Source organism: Caballeronia sp. LZ035, from assembly GCF_031451175.1.
GTDB lineage: Bacteria > Pseudomonadota > Gammaproteobacteria > Burkholderiales > Burkholderiaceae > Caballeronia.
Map to the genome: position 1 here is coordinate 1 of NZ_JARUXS010000005.1, position 20,720 is coordinate 20,720.

18 protein-coding genes and 2 pseudogenes are annotated in these 20,720 nt (G+C 62.4%); 9 read left to right on the top strand and 11 right to left on the bottom strand.

Translation table 11 applies throughout. The features are described 5' to 3' along the window. From QCE88_RS38400 to QCE88_RS38425, 6 genes are all read right to left on the bottom strand, one after another. The coding region (locus tag QCE88_RS38400) for an FAD-dependent oxidoreductase (RefSeq protein ID WP_309911076.1) at positions 1-992 on the bottom strand (992 nt) is incomplete at its 3' end. Positions 993-1,603: 611 nt separating this feature from the next. Beyond that, on the bottom strand, positions 1,604-3,205 hold the full coding sequence (locus QCE88_RS38405; protein WP_309911078.1) for a sulfite reductase flavoprotein subunit alpha: 1,602 nt from the start codon (positions 3,203-3,205) through the stop codon (positions 1,604-1,606). Continuing rightward, positions 3,202-4,251, bottom strand: a complete 1,050-nt coding sequence (locus tag QCE88_RS38410; RefSeq protein WP_409018311.1) for an FAD:protein FMN transferase — start codon at positions 4,249-4,251, stop codon at positions 3,202-3,204. The genes QCE88_RS38405 and QCE88_RS38410 overlap by 4 nt, the downstream gene beginning before the upstream one ends. 7 nt (positions 4,252-4,258) lie before the next feature. Next, positions 4,259-5,080 (bottom strand): DUF4198 domain-containing protein, encoded by an 822-nt coding sequence (locus QCE88_RS38415; protein ID WP_309911079.1) that lies wholly within the window; start codon positions 5,078-5,080, stop codon positions 4,259-4,261. Positions 5,081-5,107: 27 nt separating this feature from the next. Further along, positions 5,108-5,635, bottom strand: a complete 528-nt coding sequence (locus QCE88_RS38420) for a DUF2271 domain-containing protein (protein ID WP_309839657.1) — start codon at positions 5,633-5,635, stop codon at positions 5,108-5,110. Between the two features lie 25 nt (positions 5,636-5,660). Beyond that, positions 5,661-6,311 carry a PepSY-associated TM helix domain-containing protein gene (locus QCE88_RS38425; RefSeq protein ID WP_309911081.1) on the bottom strand — a complete coding sequence of 217 codons (651 nt, stop codon included), beginning with the start codon at positions 6,309-6,311 and terminating at the stop codon, positions 5,661-5,663. 520 nt (positions 6,312-6,831) lie between these two features. Between QCE88_RS38425 and QCE88_RS38430 the strand changes: the two genes are divergently transcribed. The 8 genes from QCE88_RS38430 (at position 6,832) to QCE88_RS38465 (ending at position 14,240) form a co-directional block, all read left to right on the top strand. Further along, entirely contained in the window at positions 6,832-9,198 is a 2,367-nt protein-coding gene (locus QCE88_RS38430) for a catecholate siderophore receptor Fiu (RefSeq protein ID WP_309911082.1), read from the top strand. Positions 9,199-9,266: 68 nt separating this feature from the next. Continuing rightward, positions 9,267-9,953, top strand: coding sequence for a Fe2+-dependent dioxygenase (locus QCE88_RS38435; protein WP_309911083.1), 687 nt, complete (start codon positions 9,267-9,269; stop codon positions 9,951-9,953). Positions 9,954-10,040: 87 nt separating this feature from the next. Further along, the gene (locus QCE88_RS38440) at positions 10,041-10,235 is read left to right on the top strand and encodes a hypothetical protein (RefSeq protein WP_309911084.1); all 195 of its coding nucleotides are present in this window, start codon (positions 10,041-10,043) and stop codon (positions 10,233-10,235) included. A 438-nt stretch (positions 10,236-10,673) separates the two neighbouring features. Then, on the top strand, positions 10,674-10,973 hold the full coding sequence (locus QCE88_RS38445; protein WP_309911085.1) for a hypothetical protein: 300 nt from the start codon (positions 10,674-10,676) through the stop codon (positions 10,971-10,973). Positions 10,974-11,309: 336 nt separating this feature from the next. Beyond that, positions 11,310-11,882: a carboxymuconolactone decarboxylase family protein gene (locus QCE88_RS38450; RefSeq protein ID WP_309911087.1), complete on the top strand. Its 573-nt coding sequence runs from the start codon at positions 11,310-11,312 to the stop codon at positions 11,880-11,882. A 64-nt stretch (positions 11,883-11,946) separates the two neighbouring features. Further along, positions 11,947-12,723: an enoyl-CoA hydratase/isomerase family protein gene (locus QCE88_RS38455; protein ID WP_309911089.1), complete on the top strand. Its 777-nt coding sequence runs from the start codon at positions 11,947-11,949 to the stop codon at positions 12,721-12,723. A 38-nt stretch (positions 12,724-12,761) separates the two neighbouring features. After that, positions 12,762-13,433 (top strand): peroxiredoxin-like family protein, encoded by a 672-nt coding sequence (locus QCE88_RS38460; protein WP_309911091.1) that lies wholly within the window; start codon positions 12,762-12,764, stop codon positions 13,431-13,433. A gap of 90 nt (positions 13,434-13,523) precedes the next feature. Further along, on the top strand, positions 13,524-14,240 hold the full coding sequence (locus QCE88_RS38465) for an SDR family oxidoreductase (RefSeq protein ID WP_309911092.1): 717 nt from the start codon (positions 13,524-13,526) through the stop codon (positions 14,238-14,240). Here QCE88_RS38465 and QCE88_RS38470 read toward each other — a convergent pair. Together QCE88_RS38470 and QCE88_RS38475 are read right to left on the bottom strand one after the other, a co-directional pair. Continuing rightward, positions 14,217-15,143 carry a LysR substrate-binding domain-containing protein gene (locus tag QCE88_RS38470; RefSeq protein ID WP_309911093.1) on the bottom strand — a complete coding sequence of 309 codons (927 nt, stop codon included), beginning with the start codon at positions 15,141-15,143 and terminating at the stop codon, positions 14,217-14,219. The genes QCE88_RS38465 and QCE88_RS38470 overlap by 24 nt on opposite strands. Before the next feature lie 212 nt (positions 15,144-15,355). Further along, a pseudogene (locus QCE88_RS38475) lies at positions 15,356-16,470 on the bottom strand (alkene reductase). A 242-nt stretch (positions 16,471-16,712) separates the two neighbouring features. Between QCE88_RS38475 and QCE88_RS38480 the strand changes: the two are divergent. Then, positions 16,713-17,342: a glutathione S-transferase N-terminal domain-containing protein gene (locus tag QCE88_RS38480; RefSeq protein ID WP_309911095.1), complete on the top strand. Its 630-nt coding sequence runs from the start codon at positions 16,713-16,715 to the stop codon at positions 17,340-17,342. A gap of 260 nt (positions 17,343-17,602) precedes the next feature. On the opposite strand, the pseudogene QCE88_RS38485 reads toward QCE88_RS38480, so the two are convergent. The 3 genes and pseudogenes from QCE88_RS38485 to QCE88_RS38495 all read right to left on the bottom strand — a co-directional run. Continuing rightward, a pseudogene (locus tag QCE88_RS38485) lies at positions 17,603-18,050 on the bottom strand (tyrosine-type recombinase/integrase); the annotation flags it as partial. A gap of 108 nt (positions 18,051-18,158) precedes the next feature. Then, positions 18,159-19,550, bottom strand: a complete 1,392-nt coding sequence (locus QCE88_RS38490) for an MFS transporter (RefSeq protein ID WP_309911097.1) — start codon at positions 19,548-19,550, stop codon at positions 18,159-18,161. Positions 19,551-19,587: 37 nt separating this feature from the next. After that, positions 19,588-20,673, bottom strand: coding sequence for a porin (locus QCE88_RS38495; protein ID WP_309911098.1), 1,086 nt, complete (start codon positions 20,671-20,673; stop codon positions 19,588-19,590). Between the last annotated feature and the right edge of the window lie 47 nt (positions 20,674-20,720).

Here is a 20,720-nt window from a genome sequence, read left to right on the forward strand (position 1 = left end):
CGCTTGCCCAGACGCTGGATATCTGGCCGGTCGATGCAGCACTCGGCCAGAGTGTCGAGCGGAATGGAGGAGATGAGCGCAGTGTACGGATGATGCGTTTCGTCCGAGAGGTGAATCTGGCGCTTGCCGGTCTCGATGGCCACGATGCTGCGGCCAAGATGAATGCGTTGCGCGCCGATCCGCTCGGATGCCCGTTGCCAAATCGTCCCCATGCCGCCCTCGCGGGGATATGGCACTCGGTCGTTCCGACTCCAGGCCGGGTCGTCCGTGCGAAGGATTGCATGTTTAAGCATGCGGCGAAGGCGCACCTGCGGCACATTGTGCAAGGATGAGCCGCTGCGCTGACGGACCCACTCGCTGCTCATCTCACGTGGATCGAGCGTCCACATCTTTCGGTTAAGCGGCTCCATGATCCGGCGCGTCAGTTCGCGGCCGAAGGAACGATGAAGATGATGATGGAAGTTATCGGCAGTCTCGGGCACTGCTCGGCGGCCGATGCCCATCGCTTTGCCCAGACGGTGCAGCAGCAGATCGGAGAAGATCGGCCATGCGTGTGTCGGCGGAAAGCGGTGCACGTGACGCTGAATGGGCGTCGGAATGAGCTTGCCGAATATATGGACGCCGCGAATCGGTTCGGACTCGTGCCACTCGATGTCCAGAGAACGGAGCGTCGCACTGAACGCAGCGTACTTCTCGTGAACGAACAGCACGTGTCCGCCATAGTCGAACAGGAAACCCTCCGGCGTGACGGCGGTAGAGGCGTTGCCGCCAGCGTGGTCCCGCTCGTCGATCAGGATGAATGGCATCGAAGGATACACCTGACGGAGCGTCAATGCAGCGCCGATTCCGCAGGGTCCCGCGCCAGCTATGATGATTGACGGACTTGCCATGCCGCTCCAGTAAGCATTGGGTGCTTTGGGTGGCCCTCTCGATAACCTGCCCAAACTCCAGCTGCCAAGATTGCAGTTTTTTATTATCTTTCGCAACCGCATGGTTGCTGCTTTCTGGTGCGGCTTGTTGGATTGGCCACGCTCGACTTTAAATGCGATATGACGTCCAGAGGATGGCTCCTCGTTTCCCGCGGCCTATTCAGCCTCCGTAGTGTGCGCAATTCGCGCTGCCGCACGTCCAGTCAGGACGCTCACGCAGATGCTGCGGCGCGCCTATTACGTGCTGGCTCTGCATGATTACGCTCGGCTCGTACAAACTCTACGACCTGTTCTCCAATAAAATTGGGGGCGCTTTGACTGGAATGGTCGCTCTTGTCGTCATGACCGGCGTGTTGTTGGCGGGTTTTGGAATGATCGAGAAGGGAATCATGTCATTGTGGTCCGGAGGGGGAGGCAGACGTTCCACAGCCTAGCTTTCCATGTGCGATAGGCGCCGTTCGAATGACCGCCTGACTACGATGACGAACGGCGGGAATTGGCCGAACCCGATGGTCATCGCTGACTGCTCGAAACAAGAGGCCGACAAAGCTGCCCTCGCTGCTCGACATGCGGCGAAACAGCATGATTCGCACGATCGCCCACTTTCGAGGTTTGATGAGACGAAAACAGTGAATGCGCTTACTCGCACCACTGTCCAACCGCAACAGCTGGCCTCAATAAATATCGCGCCGATAGCGTCCGGCAACACGCAACGCGTCGAGTTCGGCCCGCCCGAGAATCTCGGCGAGCGCCGTCTCCACGGAACGGCCCATGCGGGCCGCGCTGCCGCACACGTAAATCGCCGCATCGGCCAGCACCCATTCGCGCAGCAGCGCGGCATGGATGCGCATAGCTTCGTGCACGTGACGCTGCTGGGCGCCATCGCGCGACCACACCAGATCCAGCCGTTGCAGCATGCCCAGATCCTGCCAGCGAGCGAGTTCGTCTGCATGGAACGCATCCTGTGACTGGTTGCGTTCGCCAAAGATCAGCCAGTTCGCGCCGCAGCCGCGCTCAATACGCGACTTGAGATGCGCCCGCAAGCCAGCCAACCCGGTGCCCGCGCCGATCAGAACGAGCGGGCGCTCATCGTCCGGCGCATGGAACGCGCGATTACTGCGCACGCGCACCTCGACGGATGCGCCCGGTGTCGCGTGCCGGGTCAGCCAGCCTGACGCGATGCCGAGCGAAACACCGTCGTAGGCGTCCGCGTCCGCATGCCGCGCTTGCCGCACCAGCAGTTCGATCCGCCCGTCCGCCGGTAGTGAGGAAATCGAGTAATCGCGCGTCGCAAGGGGTTTCAGCGTGTCGACCAGTTCCTGTGGCGCGAAACCGCGCAATGCATCGACATCGGCGGGCAAAACGCGCGATGCCAGCGCGGCTTGCAGCGTCGTGAGCGCGCCATCGCAGCGGATCGGCGCGTGCGCGTCGAGTTGCAAGCGGCGCAGCCACGCCGACACCGCGCCGGCCGCGTGCTGCGGACGAATCTGCGCGATGTCTCCTGCCTGCCAGTCGAGCGCGTCGGCATTCATTGGCGTGAGACAGACGTGATAAGCAGGACCACCTACGCTGCCCGGGTTGAGCAACGTTCGCGCGTCAAGGGTCCAAGGCGAGAAGCTCGAGCGGTGCGAGGCCAAGTCGGGCTGCGCAAGGTTTCCCGCCAATGACGAGACCTGCGTGCTCCATCTGTGCAAGGCGCCGGCATCGTTGTCGTCCACTTCGATCGACTCGAACAACGGCTTCGCGCCCTGCCCGCGCAGCCAGTCCTCGACCCGATGCCCGAACGCGCAAAATCCGGCATAGCGGCGGTCACCGAGCGCGAGCATGGCGTAGTGAGGCATTGGCGGCGGCGGCGTTGCAGCGTCGGACGCGATTGCGCGACCGGGAAAGCGCGCGACGTGATCGGGCGCGTCGCCCTCCCCGGTCGTGCTGACAATAAACAGGGCGCGTTCATAGCCGCTCAGCCGGGCTGCGTCGATCGCCTCCAGTGGTTCGAGGTCCACGGCGAGGCCCGCATGACGCAGCGTCGCAGCGGACTGAGCGGCCAGTTCTTCCGCGCGGCCCGTCTGGCTCGCGTAGGCGACCAGCATGGACGCTTGCGTCTGTGATCCGTCGCCGGGCGCACGCGTCCGCCGATGCGTCGCGCGAACCGCCATGCACATTGCCGCGTACGAGAGGATCACGCCGCCTGCCATCGCCATGCGCGTCGGGCCGCAACACGCACCGACCGCGCCGCCGAGCGACACAGCGCCCCACGCCAGCGACGCCCGCATCATTCGAGCATCGCAGCGTAGGCCGGACTGACGCTTTCCGTGAAACCCTCGGGCGTCCGCGCCACGCAACGCGCCGCCAACCCCTCGCGCGCGGCGAACGCCATGCCCGCTTCGCGCCCGAGCACCATGAGCGCGGTCGAGTAAGCATCGGCGAGCATGCATTGCGCATGCAGCACGGTGACCGACGCCAGTGCGTGACTCGCCGGATAACCGGTGCGCGGATCGACGATATGCATCTGCCGGCGCGCATCGGCGTCGAGGAAATAGCGGCGATAGTCGCCCGAGGTCGCTACCGCAAGCCCATGCAGCGCGATCAAGTCGTGTGCTGTCGTGCCTTCGCATGCGCCGTCGCCAGGCGGCGTTTCGATTTCCACCCACCAGGGCATGCCGTCCGGCTTCAAGCCGTCGCCGCGCAACTCGCCGCCGATCTCCACCAGCCGGTGCGTAATACCGATCTCGTCAAGCGCATCGCTTACGGCATCGACGGCATGGCCTTTCGCGATCGATCCGAGATCCAGCGATGCGCCGCCTGGTTGCCGCACTGCATGCGCCGCGTGGTCCAGTTCAATGCGGCTCCATCCGCAGCGGCGCCGGACAGCTTCGACGTCGTCGGGACCGGGCGCGAGTAGGCGTCGTCCCGACGGCCCAAAGCCCCAAAGGTCAACCAGCGGCCCGGCGCTCGGATCGAATGCGCCGCCGCTCAGGCGCGCGGCATTCAGCGCGGCCTCGACCACCTTGAAGCAGGCTGGCGGCAGGCTCACCCAACTGTCGAACAACGCGCTGTTGAAGCCGGATATGGCCGAATCCGCGCGCCAGTTGCTCATCTGCGCAATCACCGAGTCCAGCACGGCGCGAATGGTCGCATCGATGACGTCGATCCGCTCCTGCGCCTCGCCTGCATCGACCACGCACGACACGCTCCAGGTCGTGCCCATCGTGTCGCCGCCGAAGCGTGCGATGCGCCCGTCCTCCGCCGGCGCGTCCGCACCGTTCATCGTCATCCAGGGCACGACGACCCGCCGTGCGTCCTCTGCAGCGTGTCGCCTCATCGCAGCCTCATTGCGGCATCACTTCAAGCGTCGTCGCATAGGTCGCGCGACGCGACGTGGCGAGTTTCACGCTCGTCTGCGCGTCCTGCGTGCTCGCCTCCAGCCAGTACATGCCCGGTGCGGGCCACTTGACGGTGAAGCGTCCGTCCGCGTCCGTCGCGGTTTCGATGCCGCCCAACTGATCGCGATAGCGAATCCCGCCCGGAACGACCGACACCTTCACGTTCGCCGCCGGCCGGCCGTCGAGCAAAAGGCGGAAACGAGCAGGCATCTGCGCCAGCAGGTCATCGGGGTGCGTGTCCGGCGCCAGTTCAAGGCCATGCCCCGTGTTCTGCAGCGCGACGGTGGTCGGTTTGCCGCGCGTGACGAACGATTCGACGCGCGTCTCGCTTTCCGTCACCTTGAGTTCGTCCGCATTCGCGGGCACGTCCTTCGCGAACGATTCCGTCGTGCCGCGCCAGCGCTTCGTTTCGCCGTTCACCTTGTAGCTGGCGAACAGCGCATGCCCCGCGACCGCGATCCGGTAGGTGCCTTCCTGCGTCAAGTGCACGTCGAATACGCTGCGATAGCGCAACGTGCTTGCGTTCTCCACCTTTACGGCGTTGCCATCGGGACCGGTGACGACGAGACCATCCAGGCGCAACGGAAAATGTTCGAAGTAAAAAAGGTCGTTCGAAACGGCAGCATCGACCGTGATCCACGGATCATTGCCGGACAAGACTGTCGCGGACGGCAGCAGCCACATGCGATGCGCCTGTACGGCGAGCGGCGCGAGCAGCGTTGACGCCAGCGCCGCCGTGAGCGTGAGTTTCTTCAAAGCAAAGTTCATGAGTTGACCTTGTCTACAGAGATACAATTAAGGTTTGACCACCAGCGTGACAGGGCCGAGTTCATGCTCGCCCCGTGCCTGCGCGCTCGCCGATGCCGCTGCCGGCGGCCACGTGAACGGCACGCGCACGACTTCATGTCCGCCGGTCTCGCGTGCCGCTTCCACGACCAATTGATAGTCCCCCGGCGCCAGCTTGCCGAGCGGCGCGCGGCCGTCGCTGAAACTGATGACCTGTTCGCCGGGCGCGCGTGTTGCGCCGGAGATGCCGTCAGCGGGCATGTTCAGGTCGCGGCCCGCCTTGCGCCACCACTGACGCATGTCCTTGAGCCACTTCGCGCCTTCGCCGCCCTTCTTCTTGCCGTCGTACCAGACCGCGAGCGTCGTGACAGGTGTCTGGTCGGCTTTCTCGATCCACATCGATACATACGGCCGGTGATACTCGGCCACGCCGAGTGAAGGAATAGTGACCGTGACATTCATTTCAACCGCATGAGCGGCGCCGGCGAGCGGCGTGGTGGCCGCGCCCACGAGGGAGACGGCGAGCAATCGACGCATGTCGAACCTTTTTCAGACCGAAGGGTTAGTGGATGAAAACGATGGCAAGCAGCAGCGGCACGACCACGCCCAGCCCGACCAGCGGCCAGGTTGCGCCGCGATTGCGCGCATGCAGCTTGAGGAGGAACAGTCCGGTGACGCTGAAAACGAGGCAGGCGAACGCGAACACATCCATGAACAGATTCCACACGCCGCCCGTGTTGCGGCCTTTGTGAAGGTCGTTCAGGTACGACAGCCAGCCGCGCGTGGTCAGTTCATATTGCACGTCGCCGGTCGCGCGGTCCACGCTCAGCCAGGCATCTCCGCCGGGCCGAGGCAATGCGATGTAGATCTCGCCATCGGACCATTCGGCTTCATGGCCGGCGATATCGACGTTGAACCGACGCTCGATGAAGTCGGCCAACTCGGCCGGCACCGTACGCGGCTTTTGCCCGGTGTCGTTGCTCATCGCATGCAGCAGAGCCGTCGGCAAGCGCGCCGAACTGCGCGTCACGCGCGGATGCCCTTCGATGCTGCTCGCGTGATTGAGCGTGAAGCCCGTGATCGCGAAACCCATCATGCCAATCAAGCAGACCGCGGAACTGATCCAGTGCCAGCGATGAAGGTGACGCAGCCAGAACGCCCGGCGTTGCGAAGCATCGGCGCGTGCAGCGGATTGCAGAGGTTGGGCATTCATGATGGGCTTTCGAAGCGGCGTTCTGCCGGGTGTCATTTTGCTTGCGCCAGAGATGATAATCGTTCTCATTTGTAAGAACCAGCGCAAATGATTACAAAATTTTTCGGGATGAGCGCCGCTCCGCACCATCTGCGAGCCCGTCAAGGATTCGTGGAACTTTTCTTTTAAGGAACGATTGACTTGTGAATGCGAACGATTTACATTTGTCACGCTTTCTTACAGCATGTTTCTGCAAGCATCGTGGGCGAGATAAAAGCGTATTGTCGTCGTCCGACTGGTGGCCGTTGACTGGCTGCCGGGACCCGAATCACGCCCGGACCCGTCTCGCATCATCCGCACGCGTCCGGCCGCGCCGTCAGTTCTTCTGACGCCGATTCGCCGTTCAAATCCAATCGCCAGCCATCGCGCGAGGGAACGCATCGACTGATCGCGCCCGGCCGCCTCAGCCAGCCACGCCGTGCCGGGGCTTATCCGGTCCATTGTCCTGCTCTTGCAGGATGACTAATCTTTCGAGCTGAAGATGGCCTACATTCGTAGTCGCAAACTCGCGCCCTGCCGCGTGGTTCCCACTGGTACGACCCTGAGCGGCGCGGCGGCACGCGCGACGATCGCAAGCGGAATCGCACTCGGTTGCGCCCTGCCCGTCGCGGCTCAGACCGCGGACACGCAAACGCAGACGACCCTCGCCCAGTCCCAGGCAATAACGACCCAAAACGCGACCCTGCCCGCCGTGCGCGTGACGGCGCAATCGAACAGCGACTACAAGAGCGAGACGTTGGCGTCGCCCAAGTTCACGCAGCCGATCGAAGACACGACGCAGACCATCACGATCATCAACAAGGACGTGATGCGCGATCAGCAGGCGACCACCCTCACGGAAGCGCTGCGCAACGTGCCGGGCGTGGGCACTTTCTACGCGGGCGAAAACGGCAGCACCAGCACGGGCGACTCGATCTACATGCGCGGCGTGGACACGTCCAACAGCATCTACATCGACGGCATCCGCGATACCAGCACGGTCTATCGCGACATGTTCAACTACGATCAGGTCGAGGTCATCAAGGGGCCGTCCGGTTCCGACTATGGCCGCAGCGCGCCGAGCGGCTCGATCAACCTGGTCACGAAACAGCCGAACCTCGACAACACTTTCGACGCCAGCCTGTCAGGCGGCACGTCGAATTACGCGCGCGGCACGCTCGACTGGAATCGCAAGCTCAACGACACCTCCGCGTTCCGCCTGAACCTGATGGGACACAAGGCGGACGTCGCGGGCCGCGACGAAGTGGAGAACCAGCGCTGGGGCATTGCGCCGTCGCTGGCTTTCGGCCTGAACACGCCGACTACCGTCTATATCGATTACCTGCACGTCAAGCAGGACAACATTCCCGACGGCGGGGTGTCGACCATTGGCTTGCCGGGTTATACCGCCCCGAGCGCGGCGCTCGGCGTGCTCAACACCGCGCCGAAGGTGAACACGCACAACTTCTACGGCACGGCATCCGATCACGACGATTCGACCACCGATATGGCGACGGTGCGCATCGAGCACAAGCTGAACAACGCGACGACCATCCGCAACATCACGCGCTGGGCCGAGACGAAGCAGGATTACATGCTGACCTCGTTCATGGCGGCGGCGACGAACCTGAGCTTGCCGAATGCAGCCAATCCCGCCACCTGGACCATGACGCGCACGCCGAATCTGCGCGACAGCAACAACCGCATCCTGACGAATCAGACGAACGTCACCAGCACGTTCAATACGGGTCCGGTCAAGCACGATGTGAGCGCGGGCTTCGAACTCACGCGTGAAGAACAGACCATCTACGGGCACACCACGCCGACCGAGCCGGCAGTCAGCATCTACTATCCGAACAGCAATGTGTTCGCGACCAACTACAGCCGCAACGGCGCGAATGCTACCGGCACGACCAACACCGTCGCGGCCTACGCGTTCGATACGATTTCGATCGGCAGCCGCATCGAGTTGAACGGCGGGCTGCGCTGGGATCACTACAACACCGACTACAACAGCGCGACTGCCTGCGGCGGCACGGGACGCACGGTGGTGGCTTGTCCGGGGGGCGCGGCTGCGGGCACGCCGGTCACGACCATTGATACCTCGACGAACGGCAACCTGATCGACTGGAAAGCGGGCGCCTTGTACCGGATCACGAACAACGGCAACGTCTACTTCAACTATGGCGTGTCGCAACAGCCGCCGGGCGGTTCGAACTTCGCGCTCGCCGCGGGAGGAACGGGCAACAGCGCGAACCGGATCGATTTCGCGCCGCAGAAGGCCAAGACCTACGAACTGGGCACCAAGTGGGAGCTGTTCGGGCGCCGCTTGCTGGCGACCGCTGCGCTGTTCCGCACCGACATCACCAACGAAGTGCAGCTGCTCGATGACGGCACGTATGGACAGATTGGCAAGAAGCGCGTGCAGGGTGTTGAGTTGAGCGCGCAAGGCCAGATCACGCCGGCATGGTCGGTGATTGCCGGCTATACGTATCAGGATGCGAAGGTCGCGGCCGGTAGCGCCATCTCGCAGGACGGCTCCACGCTGCTGACCTACACGCCGCGCAATGCGCTTTCGCTGTGGACCACCTACAAGCTGCCGTACGGCTTCACGCTCGGCGGCGGCGCGCGCTACTTGAGCGGTTTGCAGCGCGGCACGGACGGCGCGGTCGGCACGCCCGATCACACCGATGCGTACTGGGTCTTCGACGCGCTCGCCACTTACAACGTCACCAAGCATCTGAACCTGCAACTGAACGTGTACAACATCTTCAACCGCAGCTATGTGGCGTCCATCAACAAGAGCGGCTATCGTTACTTCCCGGGCGCGCCGCGCACGGCGGTGGTCACGGCCAGTCTGAGCTTCTGAGGCAGCACCCTCTCGCCGCGCATGTAGGCGCGCGGCGGGAGATGAAACATCGAACGGAGCAACGCATCATGATGCTGCATATCCCCGAGGTCCTGAACGCAGGCGAAGTGCAGCATCTGCGCGCACGGCTCGATGTCGCGCAATGGGTCGACGGCCGTAGGACCGTCGGCTCGCAAGGGGCACAGGTCAAGCAGAACCGGCAATTGCCTGAAGACGCGGCCGACATGCCGCAACTGCGGCGCATCGTCGAAGACGCGTTGAAGCGCAATGGTTTGTACTTTTCGGCGGCGCTGCCGTTGCGCGTGTCGCCGCCGTTGTTCAACCGCTATGAAGGCGCCGGGCGTGAACACTATGGCTTTCACGTCGATGGCGCCGTGCGCGCGACGCCAGCAGATCCCGGATGGATGCGCACGGATCTCTCGGCGACACTCTTTCTATCGGAACCCGACGAGTACGAAGGCGGCGACCTGACCGTACGCGATACTTATGGCGAGCATGAAGTCCGTCTGCCGGCGGGAGATCTCGTGCTGTATCCCTCATCGAGCCTTCATGGCGTATCGCCGGTTACGCGAGGTGCGCGCGTGTGCTCGTTTCTGTGGATTCAAAGCATGGTCCGCAACGACCAGAAGCGCACGATGCTGTTCGACCTGGATCAGACCATCCAGACGCTACGTAGCCGGCATGGCGAGAGTGAGGAAACCTTGTCGCTGTCCAATCACTATCACAATCTCTTGCGCGAGTGGTCCGAGATCTGATCTTGCGTAACGCGGAGCCAGCGAAAAGGCCGTGTCTGCGTCGCGGCCGCTCTATCTAAGGTCATTCGTCGCTCGCCGGGCGCCCCATTGATCGAGAAGCTGCGTACGCCTCTGCTCGAGTTCGACTCGCCGTGCGTGCAGAAGTTGAAACTCTTGCTGGGTTCGCTCGAGTTGCATGCCGTCTTCGCGCGCGGCAAGCAAGCGCTCGTGACATTTATCGGACAACCGCCAGCATTCCGAAATTTGTCGCTCGATGAGAGTTATTTTTTCCTGTTCGGCTGAGCCTGACATCTTGACGCCTGCAAAAAGAACCCGCTGATCGATACTTCGACACAGCGGGCTGTTCCTCGGATGGCCCTGTGGGCTCTGTCGTAACAGCACCTTACCGTTGGTTGATGGTGGTGCTGCTCTCTCAGGTTCAATCGCTTCTGTCTTACAAAAGATATCTTACAGAAAGCTAATTGTTAAATCGGGATTACCCTTAGTTTCGATCGCTGTGCTTTCATCGTCCACAGAGGGTCTGCTGCCGTCGCACGTGCGGGACAGTACGCGCCGTATCGAGGGCAATGACGGTCTGCATGCCAGCAGTACGCATTGGCGCGTCGAAGGCATGGGCAGCGTATGCGGCACACCCGCTCATGCCCGACGAGGTGAAGCGTGTCGACGGTTCGAAAATCGGGCTGGGCTGATCGCAGCTCGCGAGCAATGAGGAGAAACGCCATGCTTGCTGCGAAGATCATGGACGAGGAACTAATGGCTGATCTCGACGTCTGCCCGACGCCGACGTCTGCTGGCCCTGTGACCACGCCGTATCCCAATCTCGCGATGCTGATGATTGGCGTGCCGCCTGCCGAGACTGTGGTCGTCGGCAACGCACCCGCCTCAACCTGGGACCCGAGATACCGCTCACCAATGGCGATCAGACGGCGTGCCGGGCGGTGTGGTATTGGGGCTCATCGTGGGTCTGGCATGCTTCGACGAAGGCAGCACGAGGTTCTCATCGGCGGCAATGTGCCGTGAGACTGACCACGCACACCTTGCATAATCAGAACAACGCGTTCGGTGCGTTGCTGGTGCCGAGCCAGACGATCGTACTGGTCACGCGTTGAGTGCTCTGGCGCTGCGGTCCGCGTGGCCAAACCGACAGCGCTCCTGCAACGAATTCGACGCTGAGCGCGAACTGTGCGCTTCACCGATTCTTCCCGGTGCAGAGACCATCAGTGTTTTTCGGTCTATCCAATTCGATGCCCATCGCTTTATGCCTCCCAGGAATGACTGTTATCGATGGCGCCGGCCTTCTTCGAAAAAGCGCTGACCTTCATCATTTGCTCATCGTCAACCAACAGGAGCAACACGATGAGCAACTTCCAAACCTACACCATCGACACCGCACCGACCGCCTCGAAGGCCGTTCTCGAAGACACGAAGCGCGCATTTGGCTTCGTCCCCAATCTTCAGGCGCATATGGCGGAGTCGCCCGCGCTGCTGGCCGGTTACTCGGCGCTGTGGGACCTGTTCTCGAAGAGCACGCTGACGCCGCACGAACAGCAGGTCGTCTACCTCACATCGAACTTCGAGAATAACTGCCACTACTGCATGGCCGGTCACAGCACGCTCGCAAAGATGATCAAGATGGACGGAGGCGTAATCGCCGCACTGCGCGCCGGCACACCGCTACCCGATGCAAAGCTCGAAGCGCTGCATCGCTTCACGACCCTCGTGGTGCGTGAGCGCGGTTTCGTCCCGGACGCCGATGTCGACGCGTTTCTCGCCGCCGGCTACACCCGTCAGAACGTCCTTGAAGTAATCCTCGGCGTGGCGACCAAGGTGATGAGCAACTACACGAACCACATCGTCCACACGGCACTCGACGGCTTCATGGCCGGTAACGAGTGGACCAAACCGGTCGCTGTCGCTGCTGCAACCTAAGGCCGTCCACGGGAGCCCTTACGGCTCCCGTCCAACCCATACAGAAGTTCGCCTAGAGCCCGCCATGTCCACGTTCGACCGCTATAGAAACGCCTATCCCAATGCACGACTGACCCGTACACCGGACGGCGTGCTCGAAGTCCGTTTCCATACCGAATGCGAGAAGCTCGTCTTCAATGGCCACACGCATGAACAGTTCACCGATATGTTTCATCAGATCGGTGAAGATCCGGATAACCGCGTAGTCATCCTGACAGGAAACGGCGACGCATTCATGGACGCGATCTCGCCGGAAGGTTTCGATTTCTTCACGCCGCGTGGCTACGACAAGATCTTCCGCGAAGGCCGCAAGATCCTGATGAACATCCTGGACATCGAAGTGCCGATGATTGCTGCGCTCAACGGCCCGGTCCTGCTGCATTCGGAATATGTCCTGCTGTGCGACATCGTGGTGGCGACGCCCGAGACCGTGTTCCAGGACCTGCCGCACGCCGCGTTCGGCATCGCTCCCAACGACGGCGTGCATCTGCTGTGGTCGGAAATGATTGGCAGCATTCGCGGCCGGTACTTCGTGCTCACGCAGCAAAAGCTCGACGCTGCAGAGGCGAGGTCGCTGGGTGTGATTAATGAGATCGTGCCTGCAGATCAGTTACTCGAACGTGCGCACAACATCGCCGCGACGATCGCAAAGCAGCCCCCGCTCACCACCAAATACACCCGCATTGGCCTGACTCAACGTCTGCGTCGTGTGATCGACGAAGGCATCGGCTACGGCCTTGCGCTCGAAGGCATCACGGCGGCCGAAGTGGCTCGCATCGCAGCAGCACAGAACGCAGCCTGAATCCATTATTCCTTTATTCCTCTCGACGGAGAACACTCATGTCACTGCAAGACAAACTGGACGCATTCCGGGCCGACTTCAAGGCTGGCAAGCCGCCCTTCAACGCTCCTGCGGAGATTCATCCGGTGATGGAACGCGCCACAGCAGAACTGATTGCCAGCGGACAAGCAGGCCGCGCGATTGCGGCCGGCGACCGCGCCCCGCATTTCAACCTTAAGGATCAGGATGGCAACGACGTGTCGTCCGCTGCGTTGCTGGTGAAGGGTCCGATGGTGGTGACGTTCTATCGCGGTGTCTGGTGCCCGTATTGCAATATCGAATTGCAGGCGATCAACGAGGTGCTGCCGCAGATTCAGGCCTATGGCGCGAACGTCGTGGCGATTTCTCCGCAAACGCCGGTCAACAGCCGCAAGTCCGTGCGCACCAACGAACTGGGCTTTCCGGTGCTGAGCGACGTGAACGGTCAGACGGGCATGGACTTCGGATTGCGCTTCGCGTTGCCCGACTATCTGGTCGACTTGTACAAGAACCTGAAGAACGATCTGCCCGCGTTCAATAACGACCCGAGCTGGACCTTGCCGATGCCCGCACGTTACATCATCGGACAGGATGGCATTGTGCTGTATTCGGAGGTCAACCCGGATTACACGCGTCGTCCCGATCCATCGGACATGTTCTCGGTTCTGGAAAAGGCGACGGCCAACGCCTGAGCCTTACCGCTCAACGCCGGGCAACAGACATGCCGCGCCGGAAAACCCGGCGCGGCTTTTCGATTCCTTCCGGTTCTTAAAGGACATTTGATGACACAACGTACATTTCTCATTACCGGCGCGACCAAAGGCATTGGCCTCGCGTTGACAGAACGGCTGATTGCCGATGGCCACCGCGTGGTGGGTCTCGCGCGCGAAGCAAGCGATTTTCCGGGCGAACTGGTCCGCGTCGATCTGGCCCACCGTGCCGCAAGCGGTGCGGTGCTCGATGACCTCGTGCGACGTCACGCGTTCGATGGCGTGGTGAACAACGTCGCATTAGTCAGGCCGCAGCGTCTCGGGGAAGTCGCGCTAAACGATCTCGACGACGTTCTCGCACTGAATCTTCACCCTGCCGTGCAAACGGTGCAGGCGCTGCTTCCCGGCATGCAAAAACGCGGCTGGGGACGCGTCGTGAACATTTCCAGCCTGACAATTCTCGGCATGACGCAACGCACGGCCTACGCAGCGGCGAAAGCCGCGCTGGTAAGTTTTGCGCGTTCGTGGGCGCTGGAACTGGCGGGCACGGGCATTACGGTGAATGCCGTAGCGCCGGGCCCGACCGAGACCGTGCTGTTTCGCGCGAACAATCCGCCCGGCAGCGAGGGCGAGAAGCGTTATCTGTCCGCAGTACCGATGGGGCGCTTCGGCCAGCCCCATGAAATTGCCGCGACGATCGCGTTTCTGCTATCCGACGCGGCCGGCTTCATGACCGGTCAGACGCTTTACGTCGACGGCGGTGCGTCAATCGGCAAGCTCGCTTTCTGAAGTTGCGTTGCCGCCGCCTGTGACGCCCAGTATCTCCTCCACGAAGGCGACGAACGCTCGCGCCTTCGCACTTACCAGGCGCCCGGCCGGGAAGACTGCCCAAAGGTCGATCGAAGGCAATTCCCAGTCGGTCAGCACGGCCTGAGCCGTGCCGTCGACAAGTTCAGGCGAAAACATCCATTCCGATGCGATTGCAAGACCAATGCCGCCGAGCACTGTTGTACGCATTCCTTCAGCGGCACTGACGCTGACGCGCCCGGATACGACAACCGCCGTTTCCTTACCGCGCTGGCTGAACGCCCAAGACTCGCCACCGCCTCGCAACGAATACACGATCACCTGATGCTGGCTAAGCTCCGCAGGCGTCGTCGGCACACCCGCTTCGGCTAGATACGCAGGCGTGCCGACCACCAGCCGACGGCTTTGCGCGATGCGCCGTGCGGTCATCGTCGAATCGTCGAGCGAGCCCATGCGCAGCGCCACGTCCACGCCTTTTTCGAGCAGGTCGATGGTGCGATCGTCCAGCACGATATCGATTTGCAGGTTAGGGTGCCGGTCCAGAAACGTCTTCAGCGCCGGAAGGATATGCAGCCGCGCGAAGGTCACGGCTGCGCTGATGCGCAACACTCCAGATAGCCCGGTCGACGCGTCACGCGCGACATGCTCGGCGAGGTCTACCTCTTCGATTGCGCGTCTGGCATGTTCGTAGAAGCGCTGACCTGCATCGGTGGGCGTCAGGCCGCGCGTCGAGCGCAACAGCAGCCGCACGCCGAGTCGCTCTTCGAGCTGCGTAATCGACTTCGAAACCGCCGGTTGACCTAGCTTGAGCCGCTTGGCGGCCGCCGAGAATGAGCCAGCCTCCACCACGCTGACGTACGTTTCCATTGCTGCCATCCGGTCCATGCCGTTGCTTCTCCTTGCGGACCGTGAAAGTCCTTGTTGTGGCTGTGATGTGTTCAGGCGGGAGTCTAGCGCGTCAGAACATGGGATCGATGAAATGCCGATGATCGGACTTGATCATCTGACTTCCGTTCACGAATGCAATCCGCAATGGAAGCGGCCCCGCCGCAGGATCGCCTGCGGCGGGGCCGGTTTGCGATGCGTGCAAATCCGGTTCAGAGCATTCGCGCGGCGCTATGGAAGGAGTAATCGGTGTAACCGCGTGCGTTGCCGCCATAGAACGTCGAGCGATCGTAATGGTTCAGCGGTGCTCCGACGCGCAGTCGCTCGGGCAAATCTGGATTGGAGACAAACAGGCGCCCGAACGCGACGAGATCAGCGCCGCCTGCTTCGATTATGCGATGCGCGCTATCCGCTGTGAAGCCGCCCGCTGCGATGAGTGTTCCCTTGAACACGCGCCGCAAATTTTTCGCCGAGACGGCGGATGCCGCTGCGGCGACGTCATCGTTACCGCGCACACGCGGCTCGACGACATGCAGATACGCGAGCCCATAGCCGTCCAGGCGCTGCGCGACATAGCCGAACGTGGCATGCGGATCGCTATCGGACATCGTGCCATACGAGCTTCTCGGCGATAGGCGGACTGCGATCTGGTCGGCGTCCCACACCGAAGCGATTGCGTCGATTACCTCGAACAGAAAGCGCGCCCGGTTCTCAAGCGAGCGCCATATGCATCCGTACGGTGGTTCGCGCCGTCCTGCAGAAACTGGTCGGGCAGATAACCATTAGCGGCATGTAGTTCGACACCATCGAAACCGGCCTGTTTCGCAAGCGTCGCAGCGTGACGAAATTCTTCGATCACGCCAGCAATCTCTTCCAGCGCGAGTGCGCGCGGGACGACCTGCTCGACCTCGATAACGCGCCCGCTTTCGTCGTGAATTGCCGAGTGTTCATAAGCGCGCACGGCAGAAGGCGCGACCGGTAATTCTCCGCCGATGTTGGCGGGATGCGCCTGTCGTCCCGCATGCCATAACTGCAGGAAGATACGTCCGCCTTTCGCGTGGACGGCGTCAGTGACGCATCTCCAGCCGCGTGCATGCTCTTCGGTGTAGATGCCCGGTGCGCCCACATAGGCGAAACCGAGAGGAGACACGGACGTCGCATCGGAAATCAGCAAGCCGCCCGACGAAGCGCGCTGCGCATAATACTCGACCATCAGATCGCCCGGGACGTTCTGCGCTTCGGTGCGCATCCGCGTGAGCGGCGCCATGACGACGCGGTGACTGACAGGATAAGGACCGACCTGAGTTTGAGTAAAGAGAGGGTTCATTGCGCGTACCTGAAAAGGGAAAAGACCTGTGGATCTTCAGGGCAAGCGCGATTCTGCAGAAGACAGCAACGGGCGATAGCTGTCATTCCTGCGCGGAATAACGAGAAGCATCCGACTCCGGTCGTCCTGAGCCATTCCTTGGAGGAATAGCGCTTATCACTCCGACCGGACTTCACCAGAGATCGAATGCCGCGCACAGTTCGTCTCACGCCAAACCGCTATCTCTAAAAGGATCACACGCCATGTACCACGTTCATGCATTTGCCACGCCCAATTCCGTCAAGGTGCCGATCGCACTCGAAGAACTCGGAATCGAGTACACGCTGCATGCAGTCAACGTTCGAAAGGGTGAACAGAAAAGCGATGCGTTTCTCGCCTTGAACGCCAACGGAAAAGTGCCTGTGCTGACCACAGATGATCGCGATTTCGTGCTGACCGAGTCTGCGGCTATCCTCGTTTATCTCTCCGAGAAGCACGGCAAGCTGCTCTCGCAAAACCCGGTGCGCCGGGCTCGCACGTTTGAACAACTGTTCGTCCATGCTTCAGGACTGAGCCCGGCCTTCGGACAGGCGGGTTACTTCCTCAAATTCGCACCGCAGCCGCTGCCGCATGCCATCGAGCGCTTCTCCGGCGAAGCGAACCGTCAACTGAAACTGCTCGACGGTATTCTTGCCGGGCAGTCGTTCGTCGCGGGCGACGAGTATTCCATCGCGGATATCGCCCACTTTGGATGGATATGGCGACGCGCGTTCCCGGCTCTGACACTCGACGAGGTGCCGCATGTGCAACGCTGGGACGACGCGATGATTGCCCGGCCTGCCGTGACGAAAGCAATCGGGAAACTTGAACGGCTTGCGAATGCAAATGGATGAATCGGTTATGCCATTTACGTATGTTGACCGGCAGGAAATCGTACGTCGGTCGACTGCTCGCTCATGCTCCATAACCGACGGGCCAGTTCTGGGTCGACCGCCCAAGGGCGCACACAGGCTGTCCCTCTCTCGGACGAGGCGATATCGCTGCTCGACAAAGATCCGCTCTCGGAGGTGGACCCGTCGTTAGTGCGTTCGCGCAGGCACCCAGACGTACGTCCGAAAATGGCCGCAAGCGCACGCTCGCCGGCCGCAGCATTGACTTCCGTTGGCTCGGCCATCTCTAGCGCGTCGCCCACCTCAATCCCGAGGTATCGCACCGTACTCTCGAGTTTTGTCTGGCCCACCAGCAACTGGACCGCGCGCAGGTTCTTGGTGGGGCAAAAGATCAATCACGCCTTCGTTCGTCGTATTGTGTGCGTACCATACGCCGTGTCGTCGAGTCCGATCTACGCGACCCAAAGATGAACGATACGCGCACTGATGCGTCGACAGATGCGCTGAAGCGTGCAGCCGGCTTGGAAACAAAAAGTCGGCCGGTTTCAATTCTCAGGCCGAAATCCAAGTCGAAACACTCTGGCGAGTCTGCTCCGTGATTTCGAACTGCACCGGTCGATGCACTTTCTGCTGAATGAGCGTCGCGCGAGTTACGACATGGCCTCCAGTGCATATGTCCTGGACCTGCAGTCGCGTCAGGCCTGACGATCGCCCTGCTCATCGATCACGACGGCGCGCACTGGCTTGCTTGGTCGCTGCTCGCCGCCCCGTTGGCGGTCGGCGCGTGGCGGATCCTGCGTGCTTCAGAATCCCTTGGTGTCAGCCCGCAGCACGCGGTCGTGCGATCCGCACTGCGCCCACCACAACGCCCAACGCGGCCGCGACTGCCGCGCCGATCAGCGCCACGTGCGCGCCCGCCTCTCCATAGACGCCGAAAGCCAGTGCGGCCAGCGCCGCGCCGAGCGTCAGGCCGATCATGCGCACCATCGTCATCAACGCGCCGGCCGCGCCGCTGCGCTCCTTCGGCGCTGAGGTCAGCATGATGCGGTTGTTCGGTGTCTGAAACAGACCGAAGCCGACGCCGCAAATCAGCACGCGCCACACGATGTCTGCATCGGCCGGGTTGGCCGGCAGCGCCGCCAGCAGACCCAGGCCGACGGCCAGAATCGCGAGTCCGATGCCGCCGATCACACCCGGCGCATACCTGTCCGAGAGCCGCCCCGCCAGCGGCGCGATGAACACAATGACCAGCGGCCACGGCGACACGAGCAGTCCCGTCTCGGTCGCAGTGCGCGCCAACTGATGCTGAAGCAGAAAGGGCAAGCCGAGATAGGCGAGCGTCTGCGCGATATACGAGCAGATCGACGTCAGCGAAGACAGCGACAGAATACGGAGTCGAAGCAAATCCAGCGGCACGAGCGGCGCCGCGCGTCCGCGCTGATGCCTGATCAGCACGCAGGCGCCCACGCAGCCCGCGACGATCTCGCACAACGGACCCGGCCGCAGGCTGGCATCGTCGTCGAACAGGCCGCCCACGCCCAGAACGAACAGCGCGATGGTGGCCGCGCTCAGTGCGGCGCCCGCATAATCGAACGTGCGGGGCGGATTCGATGCGGGATTGCGCGGCAGCATCGCGGTCGCGAGACAGGCGCCGAAGACGCCGAGCGGCAGGTTGATCGCGAACAGCCAGCGCCATGACGCGATCGACAGAACACCCGCCGCGACGGTCGGGCCTAGCGCCGCCGAGAGCGCCACGGCCAGACCGAGCAGCGCCACCCCGCGCCCGATCAGTTGCGGCGGATAGACCTGCCTCAGCAGCGCCGGCACGACCGTGGACATGGCCGCCGCGCCCACGCCCTGCAGCAGGCGCGCCGCGACGAGCAGCGCCAGCGAAGGCGCCGCCGCGCAGCCCAGCGATGCCGCCGTGAACAGCACGACGCCGCATAGGAACACCCGCCTGAACCCGAACATCTCGCCGACAGCGGCGAGCGGAAGCACCGACACCGCCACCGCCAGCTGATACGACGTCACGACCCAGACCGTCTGCGCCGCCGTCCGGGCCAGATCGTGCGCGATGGTCGGCAGCGCGACATTGGCGATCGACGAGTCGAGGTTGCCCAGGAACGAGCCGAGCACGACCGACAATACCGCCCAATAGTTGACGTTCGTTGCGGCTTCGTCGAACGTCGTCCGTGCGCTGCGCTGCTGCATGCGATGGCTCCTCCGGCCCTTGTCTTCTCTCGCGCACTCAGAACTTATGTGCGATGCCCACCGCCACCGCGAGCTGGTTGGCGCCGGTCGCGACCGGCGTGGTCGAGCCCGTCGCGCTCAATGCGGACCGCGCGCTGTTGATGACATACGTGATATCCGTGTAGAGCGTCGTGCGTTTCGACAGCAAGTAATCCGCGTTGACGCCCGAGCTGATGGCATGCGCCGACACCGTCCGGTACGCGTGATAGTAGGAAGCGGCCGATACCTCCAGCGCAGGCGTGACCTTGTAGCGAACGCCGCCGAATGCCATGGTCTGCGGCGGCGACGCCGTCAGCGTCGCGTTGACGTCGTTCAGCAGCAGCTCGTAGCCCGCGTACAGCGTCGCTTGGCCGATGACATACGATCCGCCCGCGAGATAGCGGCGCTCGCTGTCTCCCGATGAAGCGATGCTCGTGCCCTGGCGCTGCTCATAGGCGAAGGTCAGATTGAGCGGTCCCTGCCGGTAGCGGCCGCCGAAATCGAACTGCTTGCCGACACGGAATTCGCCCGGCACCTGTGCGCCGTTCGCGATGGTCGAATCGTAGCCGAAGCTGTACAGCGCGTTCAGCTCGAACGGACCCACATGCCCCAGATATTCCACCGCGTTGTCTGCGCGTCCGACGAACTGCGCGTCCTGAGCGGACAGGCCGTAGCTCGAATAGTTGAGCGGATCGAGCGCCAGGAAGTAGCGGTACATCGGCGTCATCTGCCGGCCGGCCATGACCGCGCCGAACGTGTCGCTTTCCAGCCCGACGAAGGCCTGCCGCCCGAACAGCCGTCCGCCTTGCTGAAGCGTGCCGTTGTTGGTCGCGAAGCCGGATTCCAGCGTGAAGATCGTGCGCAGTCCCGCACCCAGGTCTTCCTTGCCGGTGAATCCCCAGCGCGAATTGATGCGATTGCCCGTATTGAGCCGGAACACCGTACCGGGTCCTTGTTTGGCCGCGTGATTCACATACTCGACACCCGAATCGAGAATGCCGTAGAGCGTGACCGAGGACTGGGCGTGCGCCGCAAAACTCGCGAATGTACAAAGGGAAGCGGTGAGCGAAGTCCTCACCCATCGCGTAGCGTGATTCGATTTCAAGCGTGTCTCCTGACGGTTTTCTGGTCGTTGTATCGGTAGCGTGTGGT